Source organism: Intrasporangium zincisolvens, assembly GCF_034724055.1.
GTDB lineage: Bacteria > Actinomycetota > Actinomycetes > Actinomycetales > Dermatophilaceae > Monashia > Monashia zincisolvens.
In genome coordinates this window covers 723,325-747,044 of sequence record NZ_JAWIIL010000003.1, presented here as the reverse complement: position 1 = coordinate 747,044, position 23,720 = coordinate 723,325, and the positions used below count along the sequence as shown (strand labels likewise).

The window sequence follows — 23,720 nt, the reverse complement described above, 5'->3', positions numbered from 1 at the left end:
TTGGCAGATGGGCACCCACGACGTCACCGAGACACCACGTCACTCGGTCAGCGTTGCCGCCGCGATCTTCGACGAGACCGGCGAGAACGTCCTCCTCATCAAGCGCCGCGACAACGGCCACTGGGAACCCCCGGGCGGAGTCCTCGAGCTCGACGAGACGATCGAGGAAGGACTACGGCGCGAAGTTCGCGAGGAGACTGGTGCCGAGGTTGACGTCGAGACTCTCTCGGGCGTCTACAAGAACATGCGACGCGGAATCGTGGCACTTGTGTTCAGGGCTCGGCTACTGTCTGAACCTAAGCCCTCAACCGAAGAAGCCACTGAAGTGGCTTGGGTTCAAATAAACACGGTGCCTGACATTATGGTCCCCGCCTTCGGTCTGCGAATAACAGATGCCGCGGCCACGGGTGTGTCAATAAGGTCCCACGATGGCCAGACAGAAGTGGAGTAGACAGCGGATGTCCCACCATCTTGGCGCAGAGAGCGCGCCCAACAGTAGGCCGGCACCGCAGCTTCTGGATGGAGACCTGCCAGACCTTCATGATGGTGCCGATCGGGCATCGCTTGACGGACAGAACCAGTTCATCAGCGCGACACGGGTCAAGTTGGGCGCGGCGATCCTCGCTGCGACGCTTTCTGCGATTATCAAACCGGGCCCACTCGAGAAGATGCTGGCATTCGCCGTAGGCATCGCATTTCTCGTCGTCTTCGTTGCTGAGGCATGGGTCTGGGCCACAAACCCAGTCAGGGCGTGGTACGACGGTCGCGCATTAGCCGAATCGGCGAAGACCATGGCTTGGCGCTACTCCGTGGGCGCCGAGCCCTACCCAATCCAAGACGACACCTCGACCAGCAGATTAGTCACCGACCTAAGCGCACTCTTGTCCGACGCGCCAGACACGGAGATTCACCCATCCTCAAAGGATCCAATATCACTCGCGATGCGAGAGCTGCGTGCTGCCCCTCTGGAACAGCGCCGGACAGTCTTCCTTCGCGACCGCATCAACCAACAGCGGTCGTGGTACTCAAATAAAGCCTCCATTAGCCGCGCACGAGCCAGACAATGGCGCTTTGGGCTTCTTGTGGCTGAGGCCATGGGGATCGCCTTCGCCTTCGCACGTGCGTTTGGTGCTACCGACATAGACCTTGCCGGGATCGCGGCTGGTCTCGTTGGCGCCGGTGCGGCGTGGCTAGGTATCCGGCAGCACGATTCCATTAGAAGGGCGTATACGTTCGCAAGCCACGAACTCGCTATCGCCGGAGAGCGCCTCAAGGCGATTGACGACGAAGCGACGTGGGCCCAGGTTGCCGCAGACGCCGAGGAAGCGATCAGCCGTGAGCACACCATGTGGCGGGCGTCGAGGTCGTCAACGGCCTAAGCCTCACCTCCGGCAAGTCGCGATCGAGTTGGTGGGCATGTTGGCGCCGCGCGACGTCCCGCGAATCGCTCGCTCGATCGCAGGCGCGAACTCCTGAACGTCACTGGGGTTGGCCCAATCCAGGATCTCAGCGCCTGATTCTGTGAGTCCCTCCGGGACCGCAGCTCCCGGTTCGATGCGGATCCCGACCAGCGCATTGCCTTTCTCGCGACTCCACTCGATCTCCTTCGCCACCCAGTCACTCTTTGCCGTGTCTTTGCCGATCAGAATGACGGTGGCCGACGTACCCTTGAGTTGCTCCTTGATCTTGCGCGTGATGTACGCCGAATCGTTGCTTTTCACAGGGTCGAGGAGGTGGCGCATTGAGACGTCGAGATTGACATTTTTATTGTATGTAGCGAGATTGAGGCCTTTAGCCTTCATCTGATCACGGTGCTGATAGCTGAGAAATACTCGACGCGCCATTCCAGTTCACGCTCCTTCTGGCCGCAGCGTCGCGAGTTCGCCACAAACAGGACAGCGCTTCAGGAGCGCGCGATTACTGATGACGTGATCACACTCAGTACATCGCCACTCTCCCGATGGGCTACTGTTCGGCGCGTCAACCGGATCACCCGGCTTCCGCAAATAGTCCGCAGCGTCACGCCAACTGAACCCGTCCTCACGCCCCCAGGACGGGTACGCATATCCCGACCGACTCTTCGAAAACTGCTCGATGCGCTCCAACTCGGCTAGATAGTCAGCGGTTTTATCGGCAAGCGCGTCAAATGTGGCCATCACACTTTCGACGATGTCCGCTCCGATCGGTTTCTGAGTGCGAAACCACGCGCTCATGATCTCGGAAACGTCGGCACCAAACTCAGACGGAGGAACCGGGTCGATAAACTTCAGCCGGTCTGCCGCTAGAGCGAAGTCCCCCTTCTCTTGACCACGACTGCCCTCTGCAAACCAGCCCACGTGGTAGTACCCCGCTACCAATCGGCCCTGACCAGGGCGGCTTGTCATAAAGACAATGGTCGCTGATCCCGTGGAGACAATGATCTTCCTCATGCTAGGTTCGCATGTGGAAAAAAGCCCATACGTTCCCGTCTCGATGTTCGGGTCGCTCTTATTATCGCTCGGCCGGGTAACTTCCCTGATGGGCCATCGCGCCAACGGCTCATTTAGGTAGACCGAGAGATATCCCGAGCCCTTGTCCTCCAGTTTCACCCAAGGTGGCTGTGGGGGGCTCTGGATTCCAGTTTGCTGCTCATTCATATGATTCCCCTGATCTCCGTCGTCCCCAACATTCGCGGGGGTATTTTGGTATACACCAGGCTGCGCTTGTCCAGATCGGCGATCACGTAGCCTCCCTTTCCCTCCGCAAGCTCGCGCATAACTGAGAAACCTCGCGAGATGGCTTCCCGCCAAAGCCAGCGCGGCATGGCCGAGACCTCAAGATCTTCCAGCACGGTGGTCATGATCTCCACGAGGTCCTCGGAGACAAGCCGCGGATTTGCATATCCTTGGCTCTCAGCTGCCCGTTTAGCCAGGAGGGCCGCCAAGCCCTCCTCCGCGAAGATCGCACGGGCGCCATCCTCATTCTCGTCAACTTCAGGAATACTTTTGCGCTTTATGTGCAAAAGAGATCGGAGATTGGGCGACCAGCCCATAACCGCGAGGAAGCCAAAGTGAACCGCGTCGTGGTAGCGATAATCGTCATTCTCTTTCGAATTGTCTGTCACCTGGTCGCCCAAGGGCGCCCCAACTGAAAATCCCTGAACTTTTCCGTCTTCACGATCGATTGGCCCGTCCGGAAAGGCATTGGGCTCCGCAGCCACCAGCGTCATCGTCACAAGTGGCCTACCGTCACGTACGGTCTCCTGGAAACGAAGCAGCATGCGGCGCGGGAACCGCTCGGTCTCTGGGAAGTCCTGATCTAGGACCGGAAGCCCTTCGCTCTCGATGGCGTGACGCCGTCCCACTTTGGACTCCCGCGCACGACGCAGATCCGTGTCGGCAATGTCCTGCAGCAGCAGATCCGCGTGGGTAGCAACTGCCGACGCATACCAGAGCAGATCACCAAGCTCGACACCGATGAAACCCTTAAAGTCATCCATCGGAGCGTCGCCGCGATATTGCTTCTTATGTGCTACAAGAAGACTGCCAGCCTCCCCCGCAAGGCCGAGCATCGGAACGCTGAGTGCCAGCGGGTCCAGACCCACCGCGGAGTCCTGATCTGTGTGCTTGGCCAACTTCTGGTAGCCAGTGATATCCGCGCCATCCGCCGGTTCGAACGGCGGGAGCCTTGACAGGCCCAGAGTTCGCGCGCGCTCATCCACCTTGTGGAGGTTGTCGAGGACGACAGCGCTAAGCGAAAGGCCGTAGTGCGACGCCAGCAACGCAGCCCAGCGCATCACCTCGCCAAGATGCCGACCAACCAGCGTGCGACTTGTCCCAGCCAGTAGTGAGTCTCGGAGGTATCTCTGCTGGCCACCCAGCAAGGCACCGGCATGCGCCCCCACGCCCAGCAGCGGAATCAGTGCGTGGCTGAAGTCATCCGGTTCCGCCAGACCCTGCACGGCTGCCTGGTACTCATCGAAGTTCAAAAGGCCCCTGTCATGTTGCACGTCCCACCATGAAACACCACTCAAGCACCGTTGATGCCCCATTTGGGCGGAAACCAGGGGGCTTCCAGAGGCCCCGAAGGCCTGTAGAGCTGCTTGATCCGGGCGCGCTTGGTCCGCCCGCGTACGTCAGGGTGGGCAACCCGCGCGTACTTGTCCGTCTCACAGAAGAGGTTCTGACAGTCGACGAGCATCAACGGTCGAAGCCCCTGCAGTCCTTCGAAGGAGAGACCGAGACGCGAGAAATGCTCCTCCTGAGTCTCTGCAACATACCGAATTATCGTCGTCTCATGGCCGGATGACGCACTGCCGAAACATTTGCGAATTCCGTCTTTCGCTCCCGGGCCCGCGACTACAAAATCCATTTCGTCGAAGTCTAGGACGGGTGAATAGTTGAGATCGATCAGGAACTGATACGCCAAGAAGTCGCCTAGGCCAGGATATGCGCGAAGGCGCCGATACGCTTCCTCCATTGTCGAACTGTCGCGCAGAGATCCAGCTAGGTCGTCATCCACCATGCGTTCGAGCAACAGCAAGTGATTGGTGGCCTTGCGCGGGGCGCCAAAGGGCGGCTGTGGAATGACATATGCTGCCGAATAGATCGGGCGGCGAAGAGACCTGTCGATCAGGAACGAGGACCAAAGAGGAATGTTGAAATCCCTGGTCGTCAGTTCACCAAACTCGGCGGTAAGGGCTGTCCAGGTCTCTATTCGGTTGAAGAACTTGAATAACATCACTCGGAAAAGAACCTCACCCGGTTCCATGGATCCGCTGTAAATCACATGCTTGATCAGGAATTGACTAACCCGATCTGATGCCCGGAAGCAGTTGGTGAACCGGTGCCGAGCCAAAATCGCGTCGTCGGTCCACGGGCCGGGAAGCCCTCGGGAGCGGTCCTCGTACACAGCCTGGCGTTTGGCGGCGAAGCGCCAATACGTGTCGAACACGGGAGACGGCTCCAACCGCAGGTTGCCGAGTCGAATGGTTCGCGCGCCTCGGTACGATCCCCGCGTCGACGCTGGGGGGATCGGCGGTCTCGTCTCGTCTGCGAAGTCGACCCCAACCAGCACATCCATGTACGCGGCACTCTCCACATGGACATTCAACATCGTCAGCGCGCGTCCACCCGCCCGTCGAGGGCTTGAGGCGTGTCACCCGTGAGGAGTTTCTGTACTGGCTCAAGCGCGCCTTCGGCGCGGAAGAGCGCGGGACCCCGCGATGGGGACCCCGCGCTCCGGCGCTGGCGCGCCTACGCGCACCCCACCGCACCCCGCGCCCTACGAGGTCATGGCGCGCTCCTGGCCAGACGAGAAAGCCACGGATGCCAGAAGGCCCAACTCAGGACTCGCAGCGCCTTCGCATGCCCGTCGGTCGCCGTCGAACCGCTGATGCCCCAGCCGCTCTCACCATTCGGACCGACGTTCTCGTGAAACTCGAGCTGCGACTGGATCTGCTGGAGGGCTAGCGAGTACGGGCTCACAACCCTCTGTGGGAGACCTGCCAGGATCGCGTTCGCTTCGACGGCGCCAAGGGCACGCAAGAAGGCTCCATGGCCGGGGCTGAACTTGAGGGCTTCGACTTCCGAGATGGCCCGACGTACCTCACCTCGCGCAGCGAGTCTCTCCCTCCGGTGTAGGAGGGCCGGAGCAATAACGCTGCCGATGACCGCTCCGCCGAGTGACGACACCACCGCAACCCAATCAGCCATGCGCACATCGTGAGTCATTGCACCGACAAGAGCCGGGAGGCGGGCTCCGAGCCGCCGACCCGACGCTCCACTGTCCGCGCGCCTCCGGACCGCATCAAGGGCGCTACGCGTCACTCCGTGATGGCCTACGGCCACCCTTGACCCGGCCACTCCAGCGCGCTGTCCTGCTCCGCTATCGGGTCGGTGGCTCTCCCTGTACGCGCTACCTTGTGCCCCGTGAGTGAGGTCGTGATCGGTAAGCCCCACGGGCTGCGCTTGGACGCTGTCGACGTGGCAGAGGAGTTCTTGGTCGTCCACCTGGACCTCCCCGACGTGACCGCCACCAAGAGCATCTACGGCGACTATGCGGCCCGCTTCGGAGCCCTCCTCCAGTACTTCGAAGGCCTTGCTGACCAATGGCGCGGCTGGGATGGAGTCAAGGCGTACGACTCCCTGGAGGGCGACCTTCGCCTCGAGGCCACTCACGACGGTCACGTGCACCTCCGCGTGCGCCTGCGGAACTACATTGATCCGACGGACTGGATCGTGGAGGGCGAGGTCACCATCGATGCCGGCGAGGAGCTGAGCCGCATTGTGAGCGACCTCCGAGCCGCCTTGGGGTAGCCGGTCGCCCGGGTGGCGCATTTGTGGCACACGGCGTCCGAGCAGGTCGCCCGCGAGACCCCGACAACAACAGGCGATCACGCACGCCAGCAGCCACCCCAAAGCCGCTGAAAAGAGGGCATATTCGGCTCCTAAAGCGGGTGTCGCAGGTTCGAATCCTGCCGGGGGCACCACACGTTCTGCATGACTCCGCTCGATGCCTGGCGCCTATCTCGGTGAATCCTGGGCACTCCCTTGACGAGGGAGATGCAGGTGGCCGGCCCGGCGGTGAACAGCGGTGCCGTCCGCACCCCCTCACCGAACGCGACGCGCGGGCCAGCGGCCGACCGCGGCTCGCTCGGCGCATTCACACGCTAGGGGTGAGGCCAAGCGGCGCACCGGGCCCGCACCATGGCTTCGTCGGGGGCGTCCCGACGCCGTGCGCCGGGTCCGTTCGACACCACCCGATTCGGGACCGAATCGAGTCAGCCGCGGGCGACCTTGCGTCGAGCCGTTTCCGAGGAGGTTGCTTGTGACCACACAGACGAGCCCGAACCAGCCTGCAGAGCCGGCCCCCTCGCGGGCGCTGTCGGACGACCAGCTCATCGAGCTGCTTCGGCTCATCAAGGGCGCCGACACCGTGGAGCTCAAGCTGAGCGTGCCTGACGCGAACCAGCGGTCGACGGTTGCCGCGCTCGGCATGGACCCGCTCGAGAGCCACATCCGGCAGGTCTTCTTCTTCGACACCCCCGCCCTCGACCTCAACAACCACGGTGTCGTCCTGCGCGCCAGACGGATCCAGGCCAGGCCCGGCGACTCGGTCGTCAAGCTGCGTCCGGTGGACCCCGAGAACCTCACCCCCGAGCAGCGGCAGGCGCCCGGCTTCGGGGTCGAGGTGGACGCGATGCCGGGCGGCTTCGTCTGCTCGGCATCGCTCAAGGGCGAGCAGCCGGACGCCAAGATCCGCGAGATCGCGTCCGGCGGTCGTCCGCTGTCCAAGCTGTTCACGAAGCAGCAGCGGGCCTTGTACGAGGCCAACGCGCCTGCCGGCATCAGCATCGACGACCTCTCGGTCCTCGGACCGATCAACGTCCTCAAGCTGAAGTTCACACCCCCCGACTTCGACCGTCGGCTGGTCGCCGAGCTGTGGCTCTACCCGGACGGCACCCGCATTCTCGAGCTCTCCACCAAGTGCCCCACCGCCGACACGTTCAACACCGCTGCCGTCGTCCGGGGCTACCTCGCATCACACGGGGTCGACCTCGCGGCCGCGCAGCAGACCAAGACCAAGACTGCGCTCGAGTTCTTCTCGCGGGAGCTGTCGAGCCCGTAACCGTTGGCGCCCAACCGATTTGCGATGTTGCGGGAAGTGCTGCGACACAAGCGATTTCAGGGACAGGGGACGGTAAAGAGCGACATGGTGGGGCCAAAGGACGCTCCCCGCTGGGAGCCCGGTGGAGGGCGTCTGGGATGTTCCTGTTCCTCTGTGGACGTCATGCGGGTTCCCTAGCGTGGACTCGCCCTTCGGGGCGCCGAAGGGCACTGTTCCGCGCCTTTGGAGGACCAATGAAGAACCACGCATCCAAGAGATTCCGGACGTTCCTGGCTGCTGTCGGGGCGGTACTGCTCGGAGCTGCGTTCCTGGCACCGGCGACCAGCGCAGGGGCCCACACGAGAGAGCACGAGTCGACCACCTGGAGAGTGCACGTCGGCGCGCAGTCGCCGAACGGCGCGATCCAGGGCATGCAGTTCCTGCCCGGCGAGATCTGGATCAACGTGGGCGACACGGTGCGCTGGACAGCCGACTCCATGGAGCCTCACACCGTGACGTTCCTGCCGGTCGGACAGCTGCCGCCACCGTTCGATCCGACGAACGCGGCACAGACGATGCCGACGCCGCAACACTCGATCTGGGCTCCAGGCCAGTACCGCAACTCGGGCGTCCTGTCGACGATCCAGTTCTCCGAGCTACCAGCGACCTACACGTCGTACAAGCTGAAGTTCAAGGGCACCGGTGACTACGTGTACTACTGCCTGGTCCACGGCCAGGCCATGAAGGGCGTCGTCCACGTGGCACCCGCGGGCACGCCGTATCCGCACCGGCAGTCCTTCTACGACTGGCAGTTCCGGGCCGGCCGCGCCCAGATGATTCACGACGGCAACCGCCTCTACGCCGAGCTCCGGCACGAGTCGTCGCGCCACCACGTGTTCGTCGGAGCGGTCGACGAGGCCGGGATGTTCATGATCATGCGGTTCATCCGCACCACCGTGCGCGTGCACGTCGGCGACACGGTCGACTTCGACTGGTCGCAGAACAACGGCGATCCCGTGCCGCACACGGTCACCTTCGGACCGGAGCCGGCGGCACCGATCCCCGTCGGTGACCCGACGCACTTCACGGGCGGCGCCCTCAGCTCGGGCGTCCTGCCCACTGCCGGGCCCGGCACGCACTTCCGGGTGACATTCGACAAGGCCGGCACCTTCCCGTACATCTGCATGTTCCACGACGGGATGGGCATGGTCGGCACGGTCGTCGTCACGCGCGACCACCACCACCACGACCACTGAGCGAGTCGGAGGACGACGCGTGGTGGGGCGGTGCGCCGACACCGCCCCACCCACGCAGGACCGGATGCCTCGCAACCGGGCGCGCGCGCAAAAGGGACATCGAGGGAGCATCCACGACGATCCCGGCGCGCGCCCGGCCGACTCGCCCCGAGTTGCAGGAAGTCGCAGCAATCCAAGCCCCCACGACGACACGAGGTGTGTCACCGTGAACTAAGGGTCGAAACAGCGGCCAGGTCAGCATCAGCTCCGGCCGGACCCCTGCACACTTGCTCGTCCCGCCGCGGCGCTCTCCCGGGACCTAGGCTTCACCTCCCGGATCTGGCCACCCGAAACGCGGCGGGACGAGCCTCATCATGTCGACCCCGCCGCACCCGCGCGTGCATCTGCGTGGCCCCCTGGCCCGCCGTCGACGGGTCGCCGACAGCCTGTTGCGGTGGTACCCCTGGTGGGTACGGGCAGCCTATGAGCAGAACCGTCGCAGCGATCGTCACCGAGTTGGCCCGCGTCGAGGACCAGGTGCGCTGGGCTTCGCTCGGGGCCGGCACCCGCACCGACGCGCTGCGCCTGGCCGAGCTCACCGCCCGGGAGGATGCGCTCGTTCGCGAGCTGCGCGCCGTCGACGTCAGCATCGACCTGTCGGCGAGCCCCACACCGGCACCGGCCCCCGCTCTCTGACACCTACCGGTCCCACGGGTCGGCAGGGAGAGGGCCCGACGCAGCGGACGGCGGGCCGACCCACCGCACCACTCCCCCGCCCCGTCCACGCGTGCCACGATGTGAGGGCGTCGCACGACGAAACGGAGCACGCCATGGCCACCGACCCCGCCCACGGCTTCCTCACCGAACCGCCCCTGACCGACGACGTCCGCAGCGCGTTCGAGGGCGACCTCGACACCCAGGGCTTCGTCATGAACCTGTCGCACCTCTGGGCCCACGACCCCGCCGCGCACGACACGCTCTTCGCCCTGCTGGCCGACATGGTGCGCATCGGTGGGCTGAGCTTCCGGCAGCGGGGCATCCTCGTCAGCGCCGCCGCAGCCACCGCCGGTGACTCCTACTGCGCGCTCGCGTGGGGCAACCGCCTCGCCGGCGAGGCCGGACCCGACGTCGCCGGAGCCGTGCTGAGCGGCGACGACGCGGCGCTCGACCCCGCGGACGCGGTGCTGGCCGCGTGGGCGCGCACGGTGGCGCGGGACGCCAACGCTACGACCCCCGCCGATCTCGAGCCACTGCGTGCGGCCGGGTTCGATGACCGCCAGATCTTCGCCATCACGGTCTTCGTGGCACTGCGCCGGGCCTTCTCGATGGTCAACGCGGCCCTCGGCGCGCAGCCGGACGCCCAGCTGCGCTCGGCGGCCTCGACGCCGGTCGGCGCCGCGGTGTCGTTCGGCCGCCCCAGCGCCGGCGCACCCTCGGCCACGAGCGTCGGGGACTGAACGAGCCCTAGGCCCGGTCACCACCCTGCACGGCCACCCCGCGCAGCAGCGCCAGGTACTCCTCGACCGGGCGAGTCCCGGGCACGGCGGCAAAGCCGTTGGCGAGAACGAACGGCGTCGCCGTGATGCCGAGGTCCCGGGCCTGCTTCTCGTCCGCCCGGACCTCGCCGGAGTAGTGGTCGGACGCAAGGACCGCGGCGACGCGCCGCTCGTCGAGGCCGCACTCGGCGCCGAGCCGCTGGAGCACCTCCGGCTCGTCCAGCGGCAGGCCCTCGCGGAAGTGCGCGGAGAAGAACCGCTCCACGGCCGCCGACTGCAGCGCCGGGCCACCCAGCTCGCGCGCGAGGGCAACGAGGCGGTGCGCGTCGAAGCTGTTGGCCGTGACGGCGGAGTCGAGGTCGAAGACGAGGTCGTCGGCCTCGGCCACCTCGTGGGCGTGCGCGCGTAGAGCCCGCTCGGCCTCGGCCTCCTCGTCGGGCCGGGAGCCGATCCGGTCGGGGACCGGCTCGTTGCGCCGGGCCGGCCACTCGGGGTCCAGCTCGTAGGCGCGCAGCCGCACCGTGACGTCGTGCGGACGCTCGAAGGCGTGGATCGCCGCCTCGATCCGGCGCTTGGCGATCCAGGACCACGGGCAGACGAGGTCGGCCCAGACGTCGAGCTCGATGAGGGTCGTGGACTCTGCAGCAGGCTGGACGGTCATCACCTCATCCAACCACGGCACTGACCTCGGGCGGCCACCCCGAACGACGTCGCGCCCCCACCCTGGTGGGTGGGGGCGCGACGGAGGTACGTGGCGTGGTGCGGCTGCGACTCAGGCGCGGCCGTAGCCCGACGGCGTGGTCCAGATCGAGTGGTAGCCGATCGTCGTGCCGGGACGCTGCGCGTCGATCATGACGCCGGGGCTGACGTAGATGCCCACGTGGTAGGCGGGCGAGCCGAAGAACACGAGGTCGCCGGCGCGCGGGTTGCTGACCGACGTGGTGAACGCCTGCTGCTGCGACGCGGTGCGGGGCAGCGAGACGCCGGCCTGGCGGTAGACGTACTGGACGAAGCCCGAGCAGTCGAAGCCCGACGGGCTCGTGCCGCCGTAGACGTACGGGACGCCGAAGTAGGACTGGGCGATGCCGACGATGCCGGACGCCGTGGGCGCCGGGTCGAGGGACACGCGGGAGGCCGAGCGGGACGCGCGGTCGGCCGCCTGCTGGCGGGCGTCCTCCGCGGCCTTGGCGGCGGCGCGCTCCTTCTCGAGCTTGACGTCCTTGATGACGACCGGCTTGACCGTCGCCTGCTTCGCGGCCGGCTTGGCGTAGCCGATCGAGGAGAGGGCGTTGGTCGCCTTGAGCGTGCCGACCTGGGGACCGACGACCGACGGTGCCGCGGTGCTCGAGCCGTCGGCAGCGCTCGCCGGACCGGCGAACGTGGCGACGAGGCCGCCGGAGGCAGCCACGATCGCGGCACCCTTCACGGCGGGCTGAGCAGACTCCTTGGCGATGAGCTTGAGCTCGGCGATCGCGTTGAACCGCCCGGGGGCGCGGTGGCGCCCGGTAACGTTCTGAGCCACGTTTGACCTCTCGACGCCTACGAGGTGAGCTGTCGGGTTCGGGCGGATTGAGGTACTGCTCGCCCGGCCTTCGCTCGGACCTTGCGGTCCACGGAGGGCTTCACCCCGAGGACGTCCGGAGACGCCCGAAGGTGGTTCCCCCGCTCCTGCCATGCGGATCGTGCAGGGGCCCCGGGTCGATGGCAGGATTAGGCGGTTCGACCCGTGGCACTCGCCCGACGGGGAGAGCGAGCGGGGCTCACGCTACCCAAGATCCTCGCGAGTTGTCATCCCGAGAGCCCGCCGATTTCCACGGATTTTTCACCGGATCATCCGAGGCCGCCCGAAATCCCCACAGTCCCAGCACAATCCGACGGGGAGAAACGGGCATAACGGACAGGCCGGACGCGTCCGTCCAGTGAGCACGCCCGCGGGCGCACCCATGGCCCGGGCCGCCGGCCCGGCAGCGGGACCGGGTCAGGCGGCCTGGCAGAAGACGTGGACGGCCACCTCGTCGGGCAGCGACACGCCCTCACCGGCACCGGGGGCCTCGCTCACGGCGACGACGCGGCCGCCCTCGCGGACGACGCGGACGCGCGCCCCCGGCAGCACACCGGCGGAGGTGAGCAGGGCCAGCGCCTCGGGGTCGACCTGCACCGGCTCGCCGATGCGGCGGATCGTCACGACGGCCGGCTCGGCGCCCGCCGCCGTGGTCAGCGCCGTCAGCCCGGTGAGGAAGCCCGACGCGGCGTCCTCGGACACGCCGAGCTCGTGCAGGCCGGGGATCGGGTTGCCGTACGGAGACTCGAGGCCGCCCTCGATGAGGCCGAGGATCTTGCGCTCGACCTTCTCGGACATGACGTGTTCCCAGCGGCACGCCTCGTCGTGGGCGTACTCCCACTCGAGGCCGATGACGTCGACGAGGAGCCGCTCGGCGAGGCGGTGCTTGCGCATGACGCGCGTGGCGAGGAGCCGGCCGTGGTCGGACAGCTCGAGGTGGCGGTCGCCGGACACCGCGACGAGGCCGTCGCGCTCCATCCGGGCCACGGTCTGCGACACGGTCGGGCCGGAGTGGCCCAGACGCTCCGCGATGCGTGCGCGCAGGGGGACGATGCCCTCCTCCTCGAGCTCGAAGATGGTGCGCAGGTACATCTCGGTGGTGTCGATCAGGTCCGTCACGGTCATACCTTCTCAGAATCAGGACGCCTCGGGCGCCGCCCCTCCCGCCGCTGCTTCCGCCGCCCTTCCCGCGGCTCCTCCCGCGGTGCCGGCGTCGCGCCCCCGCAGGGGACGCGTCGGGTCGTGGCGCGGCACCCAGATGCGCAGCCACCCCGCGCCCAGGAGCGCCGCCGCGCCGAGGACGACAGCGGACGCGCCGAGGGTCAGGACGGCCGTCAGGGCTGACAACGCCAGCGGGCCCGCCGCCCTTCCCAGGTCGGCGCACAGGCGCCACCCGCCGAGGAACTGGGCGCGCCCGTCGGCCGGTGACGCGTCGGCCCCGAGGGTCATGATGAGCCCCGCGCCGAGGCCGTTGCCGATGCCGAGCACCGTGGCGGCCGCCGTCACGGCGACGAGGGACGTGGCGAGCGGCATCAGCGCCATGCCGAGCCCGAGCACGAGCATGCTCGGCACCGCGGCGGCCACCCGCCCGTACCGGTCCATGAGCCAGCCCGACGGGTAGAACAGGAGCATGTCGACGGCGCCGGCGACGCCGAACACGAGCGAGGTCTGCGCCGGGCTGAACCCGACCGACTCCGCCCAGAGCGGCACGAGCGCCTCACGGATCGCCCGCGCACCGGCGACGCACATGGCGCCGGTGCCGAGGGTCAGCAGCACGTGCCGGTGCTCGAGGAGCACCGACGCCACCGAGCGCGGGGCGCGCGCCCGACCCCCGACGCCAGGGCTCCCCCGGCCTCCCGCGTGGACGTCGTGGCCGGCGGTGATGTCGGGCGCGACGAGCACGAGCAGGAACGCCGCCACGCTCGCGACGCCGCCGACGACGTAGGCCGACTCGATGCCCCACCGGGCGATGACGAGCGAGCCGAGGAACGGCCCGATGAAGTAGCCGATGCGGTGCACGCCGCCGAGGGTCGACAGGGCCCGGGCCCGCATCGCGACCGGCACCGCCTCGGTGAGGTAGGCCTGCCGGGCCAGCCCGAAGAGGGAACCGGCAAGGCCGATGACGAGCACGCCGGCGAAGAGCGCGGCGACGGAGCCGGCCAGCGCCGCCACGAGCATGCCGGCCGCCTCGACGACGGCCGCCACGAGCAGCGCCCGCCGCTCGCCGATGCGCGCCGCGAGCGCCCCGGACGGCAGGTCTCCCAGCAGCTGCCCGATGCCGAGCGTCCCGACGAGCAGGGCCGCGACGCCGAGCGAGGCCCCGAGCTCGCGGGCCGAGACGGCGATGATCGGCGCGACCGCGCCGGCGCCCGTCGAGCCGAGCAGCGTCGGCCCGTACGCCGACAGCGCGATGGCGCGCAGCCGGACCGGCTCTCCCTCCGACGCGTCAGCCGGGCGTCGCGGTGCGCGTCCGGTATGTCCCGGTTCGGGCCCGGGCCCGCCGTTCCGCTCCCCCTGAGTCTCGGTCACGCCACAGGACCCTAACGATCGGGTTACTCAGGTGGCCGGGTCGTTCCGGCCGACGGAACGATGGGGGCCGTGACGACGAGCGAGCGGGCGACAGGTGCCTTGGCGGTGGCAGCGGCCACCGCTCTCGTCGTCGCGCTCATCTCTCCCGTGGCGACCGCCGTCATCGGCCTCATCCTCTTCGGCACCCTGGCCGTCCTGCTCGAGCTGCGCTACCTCGTCGGCCGTCTGCCCGTCATCGCCCGGCGCGACGTCGTCAGCGGCCTCGCGGTGCTCCTGGCCGGCACGAGCCTGCTGCGCCTCGCCGAGCACGTCCTCGGCACCCAGGCCCGGCGCGCCGAGGCCGTTCTCGGCTTCTGCGTCGTCGCGCTCGTGGCCCGGGTGGGGCTGAGCGGACGCCGACGGGTCGTCGCGTACGTCGTCGCCGTGCTCCTCGCGGCCGCGTCCCTCGTGTGGCCCGACCACTACGCGTTCGCGCTGCTGCACCTGCACCAGCTCGTCGTCCTCGTCTTCCTCTGGGACTGGGCCGCTCGGCTGCCCCGGGCCCGCGAGCGACGTCTGTTCCGCGGCGTCCAGCTCGTGTGGGGGCTGCTCGTGCCCGCCGTCGTGCTCGCCGGCGCCGTCGACACGTGGCTCACCGGCGACCCCGGCATCGCCCGCAGCATCGTCGGCGACGGGCGCTCGCTCGTGGCCGCGGCCGCCCTGCCCGGCGACGCGTCGGCCCCGCTGGGGCTGCGCCTGCTGACCGTCTACGCGTTCCTGCAGACGATGCAGCTGCTCGTGTGGGTCGCGTTCATGCCGCGCTTCGCCACCGAGGAGTCGGCCGCCTTCGAGAGCCGGTTCCCGTGGCTCACCGGCGCCCGGGTCTGGGCGGTCGGGTTCATCGCGGCCGCGGTGTTCGCCGTCGTCTTCGCGATGGGCTTCCGGCAGGGGCAGGTGCTCTTCGGGGCCTTGTGGTCGTGGGCCGTGCACCTCGAGATGGCGGCCGCGCTCGTCGTCGTCGCGGCGGGCCGTGGCCTCCGTTCCGCGCCGCGCCTGACCCTGGTTCCCGACCCACCAGCCGACGCGACGCCCGACGCCGGAGCCGCGCGCGCGGCCGCCCCTGCCGGTGGTGGGCACGGCACGGTCGCCGACCCACAGCCGGCCACGGCCGTCGCCCCGGAGGCCGAGGTCGGCGGCTGACCGAGGACGACCGCCGCGCGCTCCCACGCCACGGCGTCGGGTCGCGCGGTGGAAAAGTCCTTGCCCGCCCTCTCCACTCGACGTAACGTCGTCGCATCGACATGGAAGGAGGTGGTCCGAGAAGTGATCTCTTCCGGAACGTGCGAGGTGGCCACGCGATAGCCGCGTCCCCACCTCCACTCAGGAGTGAGGCAGGGCGGTCCGGTCATCCGGGCCGCCCTGTTCTGTGCCCGGCTCTTCCCGCGTCCGCATCCGGGCCGGTCGCCCGGAAGGGTCAGGGCTGCAGGCGCGAGCGGGTCCAGGCGGACGCGTCGGCCAGGGTGCCCTCCCCCGAACGGCGGAAGACGATGCGGTCGTGGAGGCGGTTGGCCCGGCCGGCCCAGAACTCGACCTCGTCGCAGACGACGCGCCAGCCGCCCCAGAAGTCGGGCACCGGCACGTCGGCGTCGCTGCCGGTGTCGGGGAAGCGCGCCAGCACCTCCTGCCAGTGCCGCTCCAGCTCGGCCCGGTCGGCGGCCGGACGCGACTGGTCCGAGGCCCACGCCGACAGCCGCGAGCCATAGGGCCGCGAGGAGAAGTAGGCCTCCACCTCGTCGCGCCCGACCAGCTCGGCCCGCCCGCGGAACCGGATCGCCCGGTAGAGCGAGGGCCAGGTCAGCGACACCGCGATGGCCGGGTTGGCCCGCAGCTGCTCGCTCTTGGCCGAGCCGAGGTTCGTCACGAACCCCGGGCCGCGCTCGTCGAAGAAGCGCATGAGCACGGTGCGCACGTCGGGCACGCCCGACGCGTCGACCGTGGCCACCGAGATCGCCGTCGGCTCGGGCACGTCGTCGCGCTCGTGGGCCGCCCGGACCGCGTCGTCGACCCACGCGCGGGCCTGCAGGTAGGGCGAGGGCGCCACCTGCGACTCGTCGAGGCCCTCGCCCGCGTAGTCGACGCGTCGCCACTGCGGCGAGGCGGACGCCTCACTCGTGTCGGCGGCTGGGTCGGCGGCCGGCGGGTACGAGGAGTCCGGAGTGTCCATGTCCTCAGACTAGGGTTTGGGGCAGACGGCCCGCGGGCGTCAGGCAACGGCGCTGCGCGGACGGATCGATCGACCCGGCGACGGGCAGGAGGAGTTGGCGCGATGGCAGGCAAGGGCAAGGTGATCGGCCAGGGCGTCCGGCTCGGCATCAAGTACGGGCCGCAGATCTGGGTGGCCACCCAGACGTTGCGCGGGCCGGCCAAGGAAGCCATCAACAAGGCGATGTCCAGCGAGAAGGCCCGCCGGCAGGCCATGGCCCACGCGACGTCGCTGTCCGAGGGCAGCATCCTCAAGGTCTACAAGGGCGACCGCGCGCACTGGGTCGTCTTCAGCGCCGACGAGTCCGTCACGGTCTACCCCGCGGCCGACCTCCCGCTGTCGACGCTCGTCGAGCGGGCCGACCTCACCAAGCGGATCCGCCCGGAGGACAAGGTCGGCGTCAAGGGTCGGGCCAAGGACGCCGCCACCGCGGCTCTGCGTCGCGGCAAGCCCAACCAGCTGAACTGAGCCCCTCCGGGCCGGCTCAGTCGGCGATGACGATGCCGAGCTCGGCGGCGAGCGCGTCGGACAGGTCGATGACCTGCGGGCGTGAGAGCGTCGCGCCCTTGAGGCCGGCGAGGCCGTGCGGCGTGCGCAGCGTGGCCCCGGACAGGTCGAGCCCCTTGTAGCGGCCCCGGCCGAACGACGGCTCGAGCAGCGTGCAGCCCTCGAAGGTCAGCCCGTCGACGGTGGCCTCCTGCAGGTCGAGCTCGACGACGACGCAGTCGAGGAACGTGACGTCCTTGAGCCTGGCGCCGCGCAGGTTGAGGAAGTCGATCTTGCCGCCGCGCACCGTGACGTCGCGCCACGTCGAGCCCCACGCCGACACCGCGCCGAGCCGGCAGCCGTCGAGCGTGGTCTCGATGAGGCTCGCCTCGGGCAGGCCGATGCCGACGCCGTGCACGCGGTCCCACTCGCACTCCGACCACCGCGAGGACTCGAGGTGGGCGTCGTCGAGGCACACGTCGACGAGCGAGCACTCGAGGAAGGTGAACCCGCCCGCGCGCGCCGCCGTGAAGTCGGTGCCCTCGAAGCGCACGGCGTCCTGGTGCGAGTCTCGTGTGGCGAACACCGCGTCGCGAAAGGAGGTCTGGTCGGCTGCTGACGGCATACGGTGAGTCTGGCAGCGAGGACCGACGGCTCCCGACCATGATCCGGAACGGGCGCCCGACGCGTCCGCTGCCTGGCCTCCACACCGCGGTGGTACCGCCTGCACAGCAAGGACCCACATGGCAGACAGCACGCCGGACCCCGACTTCAAGCCGGGTCTCGAGGGAGTCATCGCGTTCGAGTCGACGATCGCCGAGCCGGACAAGGAGGGTGGGGCCCTCCGCTACCGCGGCGTCGACATCAACGACCTCGTCGGCCACGTCGACTTCGGGCACGTCTGGGGCCTGCTCGTCGACAACGAGTTCGACCCGGGCCTGCCGCCCGCCGAGCCCTATCCCCTGCCCGTCCACACCGGCGACGTCCGCGTCGACGTCCAGTCCGCGCTCGCGATGCTGGCGCCGGTCTGGGGCTTCCGCCCGACCCTCGACATCGACGCCGAGGAGGTGCGCGACAACCTGGCCCGCGCCGCCGTCATGGCGCTGTCGTTCGTCGGCCAGTCGGCGCGCGGCCTCGGCCGCCCGATGGTGCCGCAGCGGGAGGTCGACAAGGGCAGCTCCATCACCGAGCGGTTCATGATCCGCTGGCGGGGCGAGCCCGACCCCAAGCACGTCGAGGCCGTCGACGCCTACTGGGTGTCGGCCGCCGAGCACGGCATGAACGCCTCCACCTTCACCGCCCGTGTCATCACCTCGACCGGTGCCGACGTCGCCGCGGCGCTCTCGGGCGCGGTCGGCGCCATGTCGGGTCCGCTCCACGGCGGGGCGCCGTCGCGCGTGCTCCACATGCTCGCCGGCGTCGAGGAGCAGGGCGACGCGTCCGCGTACGTCAAGGACGTCCTCGACCGCGGCGAGCGCCTCATGGGCTTCGGCCACCGCGTCTACCGGGCCGAGGACCCGCGCGCCCGCGTCCTGCGTTCGGCCTGCGAGCGCCTCGGTGCGCCGCGCTACGAGGTGGCGGCGGCCCTGGAGAAGGCCGCGCTCGAGGAGCTGCAGGCCCGGCGTCCCGACCGCGTCCTCGCCACGAACGTCGAGTTCTGGGCCGCGGTCATCCTCGACTTCGCCGAGGTGCCACCGGAGATGTTCACGCCGATGTTCACGTGTGCGCGCACCGCTGGCTGGTCGGCGCACATCCTCGAGCAGAAGCAGACCGGACGCCTCATCCGGCCGTCGTCGCGCTACATCGGCGAGGGTCCGCGGCGGCCCGAAGACGTGGCCGGCTGGACGCCCCAGGTCGGCAGCTGAGCACACCGATCTCCGGGTGCCACCCGGCTCCGACGCGCGTACCGTGGCGGGAGGAACCTCGCAAAGAGGACACCTGCAGCGCCCAGAGTCGGGAGGCACCATGGTGCGGCGTGCGGTTGTCAGAGCGTCCATCGCGGCAGCGAGCACCATCCTCGCCGCCGGCGTCGTCACGGCGTCCGGCCCACCTGCGGCCACCGCGTCGCCGACGCCACCGGGCAGCCTGACGCGCGCCCCAGCACCGGCGCTGGCGTCCGCTGCTCCCGCGGCCACCGCCGCCTCCCCGACGCTGCAGGTGACCACCGTGGTGTCGGGCCTGTCCTACCCGTGGGACCTCACCTGGGTCGGCAGCCTCATGCTCTACGACCTGCGCGGCGGCCAGGTGTGGTCCAAGCGCGACGGGGCGGTGCCGCGTCGGGTGTCGATGAGCGGCCTGCCGACCCTCTACGTCAACAGCGAGGGCGGCCTGCTCGGGATGGTCGCCGACCCGGGCGCCGCGACGAACAAGAAGTTCTACACGTGCCAGTCGGTCCGCACCTCGACCGGCAAGCCGCTCGACGTGCGCGTCCTGCGCTGGCGCCTCACGAGCGACACCAGCGCGGTCTCCGACGGCTCGCCCGTCGTCACCGGCCTGCCCGTGACGAGCGGGCGGCACTCCGGCTGCCGGCTGCGCTTCGGCACCGACGGCAGGCTCTACGTCGGCACCGGCGACGCCGCAGTCGGCACCAACCCGCAGAGCCTGTCCTCGCTCGGCGGCAAGGTGCTCCGCGTCAACGCCAACGGCACGATCCCCACCGACAACCCCTTCTACTCCCGCGGTGGCAACGCCCGGTACGTCTGGAACTACGGGCACCGCAACGTCCAGGGCCTGGCCCTGCGGCCGGGTACGAGCGAGCTGTGGTCGGCCGAGCACGGCACCGACCGCAACGACGAGATCAACCTGTCGGTCCGCGGCGCCAACTACGGCTGGGACCCGGTGCCCGGTTACGACGAGTCGACGCCGATGACCGACCTGTCGAAGTTCCCGTCGGCCCGCACGGCGCAGTGGTCCTCCGGCTACCCGACGGTCGCGACGAGCGGCGCGACGTTCCTGCGCGGCGCGGTCTGGGGCCAGTGGCAGGGCGCGCTCGCCGTCGGCCTGCTCAAGGGCCAGGGCCTCTACCTCATGCGCCTCAACCCCTCGCCGACCACCGGCAAGGTCGCCCACGTCGAGCGTCTCGCCGTCGCCCAGGGGTACGGACGCATCCGCGCCGTGCAGCTCGGGCCCGACGGGTCGCTGTGGTTCACGACCTCGAACGGCAGCAACGACCGCATCGTGCGGGTGCACCCCACCGGCACGGTGCCGCGCAAGAGCGGCGGCCAGCTCGTCACGCCCGTCGGGGTGACGGCCGCACGCACCGGCACGGAGGTCGCGGCGTTCGCCCGTGGCACCGACAACCTGGTCCGCTTCACCCGCTCGACGAACGACGGCTCGACGTGGGCCTCGTGGGTCAACACGTGGGTCGCCTCGACCGACGCGCCCTCGGCCGCGAGCTCGCGTGCCGGACGCATCGACCTGCTGACCCGCAACGGCTCCGGCCAGGTCGTGCACACCTGGTACGTCGGCGGCGTCCGCAAGGGCTCGACGAACCTCGGCGGACGCGTCGTCTCCCAGCACGCGTCCTCGCTCGGCGACGGCACGCTCGACGTCTTCGCGGTGGCCCCCGACGGCACCGGCCTGCGCCGGCACTTCGACGGACGCGTCTGGCGGGCGTGGCTGCCGGCCGGTGGCGTCTTCACCTCGGCGCTGTCGGCGTCGGCCTCGCCGTCGGCGAAGGGCACCATCGTCAGCGGTCGCGGCACGAACGGCGCGACGTACGAGGCGCTCTTCACGCCGAACAGCACGAGCCGCGGCACGTGGACGCAGCGCTGGGACGCGCTCTCGCTCTTCTCGGCGCGGGCGCTCGGCGACGCCTTCGCGGGCAGGGCTCGGGTGGCGGTCGGCGTCGGCATCGACGGCCGGCTCGTCGTGCAGCGCGGCAGCATCCTCATGGGTACGGCCGTCGCGCTCACCTCGGCGCCCGACGTCGTGACCCGGTCGGACGGCGGCTTCCTCGCGTTCGGCCGCGCCGCCAACGGCAGTCTGGCGCTCTACGACGCGCGGCCGGGCGTGTACGCGATCCGCTCCCTCGGCGGCACCGTCCACTGACCCGCTCCCTCAAGCGGGCGACCCTCGAGCCCCGTAGCTCAGCGACGCGCGGTTCCCACAGAAGTGCGCGCTTGCCTGAGGGGTGCACCTCGCAGAGCCCACTCGTCAAGGAAACGTGCACTCCTCGCGCGCAGGCGCACCACGCCCGCCGGCTCACGCCGCCCAGCGCCGTGAGTCGGCGATGGCTTGCGCGGCCCGCGCCCCGATGAGCCGGACGTCATCGCGTTCTCCCCAGACGTACCGCGCGAAGAAGAAGCCCTTGCGCCGCATCGCGTCCTCGCGCCGCTTCTCCTCGAACGCGGCCTCCTGCCCGCCGTACTTCTGCGCACCATCGAACTCGACGAGGACACGGGTGCCACGGATCCGGAAGTCGGCGAAGCGAATGCCCAGGTCGGTCTTCACCGCGTACTGCGGATCGAGTGCGTACCCGAGGCCGCGGAGCCGGTGGCCGATGATGCTCTCCCCCGGCGACTCGATGCGCTCGTCCACCTCCCGCAGGATCGCCCGGACCGGGCCGATGCCGCGACAGTTGGCCATCAGGCCACAGGCCGCCTCGAGCTGCGCCGTCGTCACGAGCTTTCGGTGCAGGGCCGCGTCTGCGGCCACGAGCGCACTGAGCGGCAGCCCTTCGAGTCCGGCCTGGACGATGCCGACGGCCGTCGGCACCCGGTCGGGGGCGCCGCTCGACAGGGCCGGCGGCAAGCCGGGCAGCGGGCGGTGGACCTTCAGGCCCCTGCCGTTGCGCGTCGTGCCGGGGCCCTTCCGGGTCAGGTGCACCACGCCGAGATCGAGCGCGTAGTCGGGCAGTTTCTGGGCGACGAGCAGTGACTGGTGGCTGAAGAGCGCGCGGCCCCCGAAGCGATGCCATGCAGCCGTCGCGCGAAGCCAGTGCAGGTCTCGAGGGTCGCCGGCCGGGCGCACCGAGTACCAACCCCGGAGCAGCGGCACGAGCCGACCGGTCCGGACGGCGGAGGCGATCGCGCCGTCGGAGTGCCCGGCAGCGGAGAGCCGGGCAGCACTGACGACGTCGCCACGGGCCAGCTGCTCGACGTCCATCCCGCCCATGATGGCCCGATCGGTGCTGGTGCCGCGCAGACCCTGTGGACAGCCGCGGTCACTGCCGCCAGAGGTGCGCTTTGCCGTCAGAGGTGCCCATCGCATCGACCACCCCTGACGGAAACGAACACCTCTGGAGGGACGGCGCGTTGGACGCCCGGAGGCGGTGTGGGCGTCCACACAACGAGCAACGGTGTCCACCAGTCGGGCAGCTGGGGTTCAATGTGGCGGGTGACACCGGCGTCACTCCGTCGAAACACCCGTGCCACACGCGTCCGGTGGTGGCCTGCGTCCGAGGTGAGCAAACGTGACCGAAGCACCTGCCGTGAACCCGACCATCACGATCCCCGCCGAGCTCCGGCCGAGCGACGGACGCTTCGGGTCCGGACCCTCGAAGGTGCGTCCCGAGCAGGTCGAGTACCTCGCCTCGATCGCCGGCACCGTCCTCGGCACCTCGCACCGCCAGGCCCCGGTCAAGAACCTCGTCGGTGAGGTCCGCCAGGGCCTGCGCGACCTCTTCTCCCTCCCCGACGGCTACGAGGTGGTCCTCGGCAACGGCGGCTCCACCGCGTTCTGGGACATCGCCGCCTTCGGCCTCGTCCGCGACCGCGCGCAGCACCTCGCGTTCGGCGAGTTCTCGAGCAAGTTCGGCGCGGTCACCAAGGCCGCCCCCTTCCTCGGCGAGCCGACGATCATCACGGCCGACCCCGGCACGCTCGCGACGCCGCGGGCCGAGGCCGGCGTCGACGTCTACGCCTGGCCGCACAACGAGACCTCGACCGGCGTCATGGCCCCGGTCCGACGCGTCAAGGGCGCCGACGACGACGCGCTCGTGCTCGTCGACGCGACCTCCGGTGCCGGCGGCCTGCCCGTCGACGTCAGCGAGGCCGACGTCTACTACTTCGCGCCGCAGAAGTGCTTCGCCTCCGACGGCGGCCTGTGGCTCGCGCTCTTCTCCCCCGCCGCGCTCGCCCGCGTCGAGGAGATCGCCGCGAGCGGTCGCTGGGTGCCCGACTTCTTCAGCCTGCCGACGGCCATCGACAACTCGCTGAAGAACCAGACGTACAACACCCCGGGCCTGGCGACGCTGGCCCTGCTCCACAACCAGCTGCACTGGATCAACGGCAACGGCGGCCTCGACTGGGCCGCGGCCCGCACGAAGGACTCGAGCAGCCGCCTCTACACGTGGGCCGAGCAGACCGGGTACACGACGCCGTACGTCGCCGACCCCGACGCCCGCTCGCAGGTCGTCGGCACCATCGACTTCGACGACTCGGTCGACGCCGCCGCGGTGGCCACCGTGCTGCGCGCCAACGGCATCGTCGACGTCGAGCCGTACCGCAAGCTGGGCCGCAACCAGCTGCGCGTCGCGATGTTCCCGGCCGTCGAGCCCGAGGACGTCACGACGCTGACGAAGGCCATCGACCACGTGGTGGCCCAGCTCGCCTGACCCCGACACCGACCGGGCGGTCCGTCCC

24 protein-coding genes and 1 riboswitch are annotated in these 23,720 nt (G+C 69.4%); of the genes, 12 read left to right on the top strand and 12 right to left on the bottom strand.

Features of this window, described 5'->3' with window-relative positions:
* Positions 1 to 7: 7 nt before the first annotated feature.
* A complete protein-coding gene (locus RY076_RS11945; protein WP_323098108.1) occupies positions 8 to 451 on the top strand; it encodes an NUDIX hydrolase in 444 nt (147 codons plus the stop codon).
* Positions 429 to 1,379 (top strand): DUF4231 domain-containing protein, encoded by a 951-nt coding sequence (locus RY076_RS11940; RefSeq protein WP_323098106.1) that lies wholly within the window; start codon positions 429 to 431, stop codon positions 1,377 to 1,379. Before RY076_RS11945 ends, RY076_RS11940 begins: the two co-directional genes overlap by 23 nt.
* Positions 1,380 to 1,382: 3 nt before the next feature.
* Here RY076_RS11940 and RY076_RS11935 read toward each other — a convergent pair whose 3' ends face one another.
* The 5 genes from RY076_RS11935 to RY076_RS11915 form a co-directional block, all read right to left on the bottom strand.
* Positions 1,383 to 1,844 carry a TIR domain-containing protein gene (locus RY076_RS11935; RefSeq protein WP_323098105.1) on the bottom strand — a complete coding sequence of 154 codons (462 nt, stop codon included), beginning with the start codon at positions 1,842 to 1,844 and terminating at the stop codon, positions 1,383 to 1,385.
* A gap of 6 nt (positions 1,845 to 1,850) precedes the next feature.
* Positions 1,851 to 2,429 (bottom strand): zinc-ribbon domain-containing protein, encoded by a 579-nt coding sequence (locus RY076_RS11930; protein WP_323098104.1) that lies wholly within the window; start codon positions 2,427 to 2,429, stop codon positions 1,851 to 1,853.
* 203 nt (positions 2,430 to 2,632) lie between these two features.
* Positions 2,633 to 3,967 carry a hypothetical protein gene (locus tag RY076_RS11925; RefSeq protein ID WP_323098102.1) on the bottom strand — a complete coding sequence of 445 codons (1,335 nt, stop codon included), beginning with the start codon at positions 3,965 to 3,967 and terminating at the stop codon, positions 2,633 to 2,635.
* 41 nt (positions 3,968 to 4,008) lie between these two features.
* A complete protein-coding gene (locus tag RY076_RS11920) occupies positions 4,009 to 4,932 on the bottom strand; it encodes a nucleotide kinase domain-containing protein (RefSeq protein WP_323098100.1) in 924 nt (307 codons plus the stop codon).
* 338 nt (positions 4,933 to 5,270) lie between these two features.
* A complete protein-coding gene (locus tag RY076_RS11915; RefSeq protein WP_323098098.1) occupies positions 5,271 to 5,693 on the bottom strand; it encodes a hypothetical protein in 423 nt (140 codons plus the stop codon).
* 216 nt (positions 5,694 to 5,909) lie between these two features.
* On the opposite strand from RY076_RS11915, the gene RY076_RS11910 reads away from it, so the two are divergent.
* From RY076_RS11910 to RY076_RS11890, 5 genes are all read left to right on the top strand, one after another.
* Entirely contained in the window at positions 5,910 to 6,296 is a 387-nt protein-coding gene (locus RY076_RS11910) for a DUF6228 family protein (protein ID WP_323098096.1), read from the top strand.
* 511 nt (positions 6,297 to 6,807) lie between these two features.
* Entirely contained in the window at positions 6,808 to 7,608 is an 801-nt protein-coding gene (locus RY076_RS11905; RefSeq protein WP_323098094.1) for a CYTH domain-containing protein, read from the top strand.
* A 410-nt stretch (positions 7,609 to 8,018) separates the two neighbouring features.
* Positions 8,019 to 8,843 (top strand): cupredoxin domain-containing protein, encoded by an 825-nt coding sequence (locus RY076_RS11900; RefSeq protein WP_323098091.1) that lies wholly within the window; start codon positions 8,019 to 8,021, stop codon positions 8,841 to 8,843.
* 462 nt (positions 8,844 to 9,305) lie between these two features.
* Positions 9,306 to 9,518 (top strand): hypothetical protein, encoded by a 213-nt coding sequence (locus tag RY076_RS11895; protein WP_323098089.1) that lies wholly within the window; start codon positions 9,306 to 9,308, stop codon positions 9,516 to 9,518.
* Positions 9,519 to 9,652: 134 nt separating this feature from the next.
* On the top strand, positions 9,653 to 10,279 hold the full coding sequence (locus RY076_RS11890) for a carboxymuconolactone decarboxylase family protein (protein ID WP_323098087.1): 627 nt from the start codon (positions 9,653 to 9,655) through the stop codon (positions 10,277 to 10,279).
* A 7-nt stretch (positions 10,280 to 10,286) separates the two neighbouring features.
* On the opposite strand, the gene RY076_RS11885 is transcribed toward RY076_RS11890, so the two are convergent.
* The 4 genes from RY076_RS11885 to RY076_RS11870 all read right to left on the bottom strand — a co-directional run bounded on the left by RY076_RS11885 (position 10,287) and on the right by RY076_RS11870 (position 14,408).
* A complete protein-coding gene (locus tag RY076_RS11885) occupies positions 10,287 to 10,979 on the bottom strand; it encodes a DsbA family oxidoreductase (protein WP_323098085.1) in 693 nt (230 codons plus the stop codon).
* A gap of 111 nt (positions 10,980 to 11,090) precedes the next feature.
* Positions 11,091 to 11,840, bottom strand: a complete 750-nt coding sequence (locus tag RY076_RS11880; RefSeq protein ID WP_323098083.1) for a C40 family peptidase — start codon at positions 11,838 to 11,840, stop codon at positions 11,091 to 11,093.
* A gap of 2 nt (positions 11,841 to 11,842) precedes the next feature.
* Positions 11,843 to 12,045, bottom strand: a riboswitch (cyclic di-AMP (ydaO/yuaA leader).
* Between the two features lie 251 nt (positions 12,046 to 12,296).
* Positions 12,297 to 12,998, bottom strand: a complete 702-nt coding sequence (locus RY076_RS11875; RefSeq protein WP_323098081.1) for a metal-dependent transcriptional regulator — start codon at positions 12,996 to 12,998, stop codon at positions 12,297 to 12,299.
* 18 nt (positions 12,999 to 13,016) lie between these two features.
* Positions 13,017 to 14,408, bottom strand: coding sequence for an MFS transporter (locus tag RY076_RS11870; protein WP_323098079.1), 1,392 nt, complete (start codon positions 14,406 to 14,408; stop codon positions 13,017 to 13,019).
* Positions 14,409 to 14,477: 69 nt separating this feature from the next.
* Here RY076_RS11870 and RY076_RS11865 point away from each other — a divergent pair, with 69 nt between their 5' ends.
* Positions 14,478 to 15,587 carry a hypothetical protein gene (locus RY076_RS11865; protein ID WP_323098076.1) on the top strand — a complete coding sequence of 370 codons (1,110 nt, stop codon included), beginning with the start codon at positions 14,478 to 14,480 and terminating at the stop codon, positions 15,585 to 15,587.
* A 274-nt stretch (positions 15,588 to 15,861) separates the two neighbouring features.
* On the opposite strand, the gene pdxH is transcribed toward RY076_RS11865, so the two are convergent.
* Complete coding sequence (pdxH, locus tag RY076_RS11860; protein WP_323098072.1) at positions 15,862 to 16,611, bottom strand: pyridoxamine 5'-phosphate oxidase; 750 nt, start codon at positions 16,609 to 16,611, stop codon at positions 15,862 to 15,864.
* Positions 16,612 to 16,713: 102 nt separating this feature from the next.
* Here pdxH and RY076_RS11855 point away from each other — a divergent pair, with 102 nt between their 5' ends.
* Complete coding sequence (locus RY076_RS11855) at positions 16,714 to 17,118, top strand: hypothetical protein (protein ID WP_323098070.1); 405 nt, start codon at positions 16,714 to 16,716, stop codon at positions 17,116 to 17,118.
* 16 nt (positions 17,119 to 17,134) lie between these two features.
* Here the strand turns inward: RY076_RS11855 and RY076_RS11850 are convergent, their stop codons facing one another.
* Positions 17,135 to 17,761 carry a pentapeptide repeat-containing protein gene (locus RY076_RS11850; RefSeq protein WP_323098069.1) on the bottom strand — a complete coding sequence of 209 codons (627 nt, stop codon included), beginning with the start codon at positions 17,759 to 17,761 and terminating at the stop codon, positions 17,135 to 17,137.
* A gap of 118 nt (positions 17,762 to 17,879) precedes the next feature.
* Here RY076_RS11850 and RY076_RS11845 point away from each other — a divergent pair, with 118 nt between their 5' ends.
* Positions 17,880 to 19,001 (top strand): citrate synthase 2, encoded by a 1,122-nt coding sequence (locus RY076_RS11845; protein WP_323098067.1) that lies wholly within the window; start codon positions 17,880 to 17,882, stop codon positions 18,999 to 19,001.
* A 100-nt stretch (positions 19,002 to 19,101) separates the two neighbouring features.
* Entirely contained in the window at positions 19,102 to 21,186 is a 2,085-nt protein-coding gene (locus tag RY076_RS11840) for a PQQ-dependent sugar dehydrogenase (protein ID WP_323098065.1), read from the top strand.
* 153 nt (positions 21,187 to 21,339) lie between these two features.
* Here the strand turns inward: RY076_RS11840 and RY076_RS11835 are convergent, their stop codons facing one another.
* Complete coding sequence (locus tag RY076_RS11835; RefSeq protein WP_323098063.1) at positions 21,340 to 22,242, bottom strand: hypothetical protein; 903 nt, start codon at positions 22,240 to 22,242, stop codon at positions 21,340 to 21,342.
* Positions 22,243 to 22,549: 307 nt separating this feature from the next.
* Between RY076_RS11835 and serC the strand changes: the two genes are divergently transcribed.
* Positions 22,550 to 23,692, top strand: coding sequence for a phosphoserine transaminase (serC, locus tag RY076_RS11830; protein WP_413785763.1), 1,143 nt, complete (start codon positions 22,550 to 22,552; stop codon positions 23,690 to 23,692).
* Positions 23,693 to 23,720 lie beyond the last annotated feature (28 nt).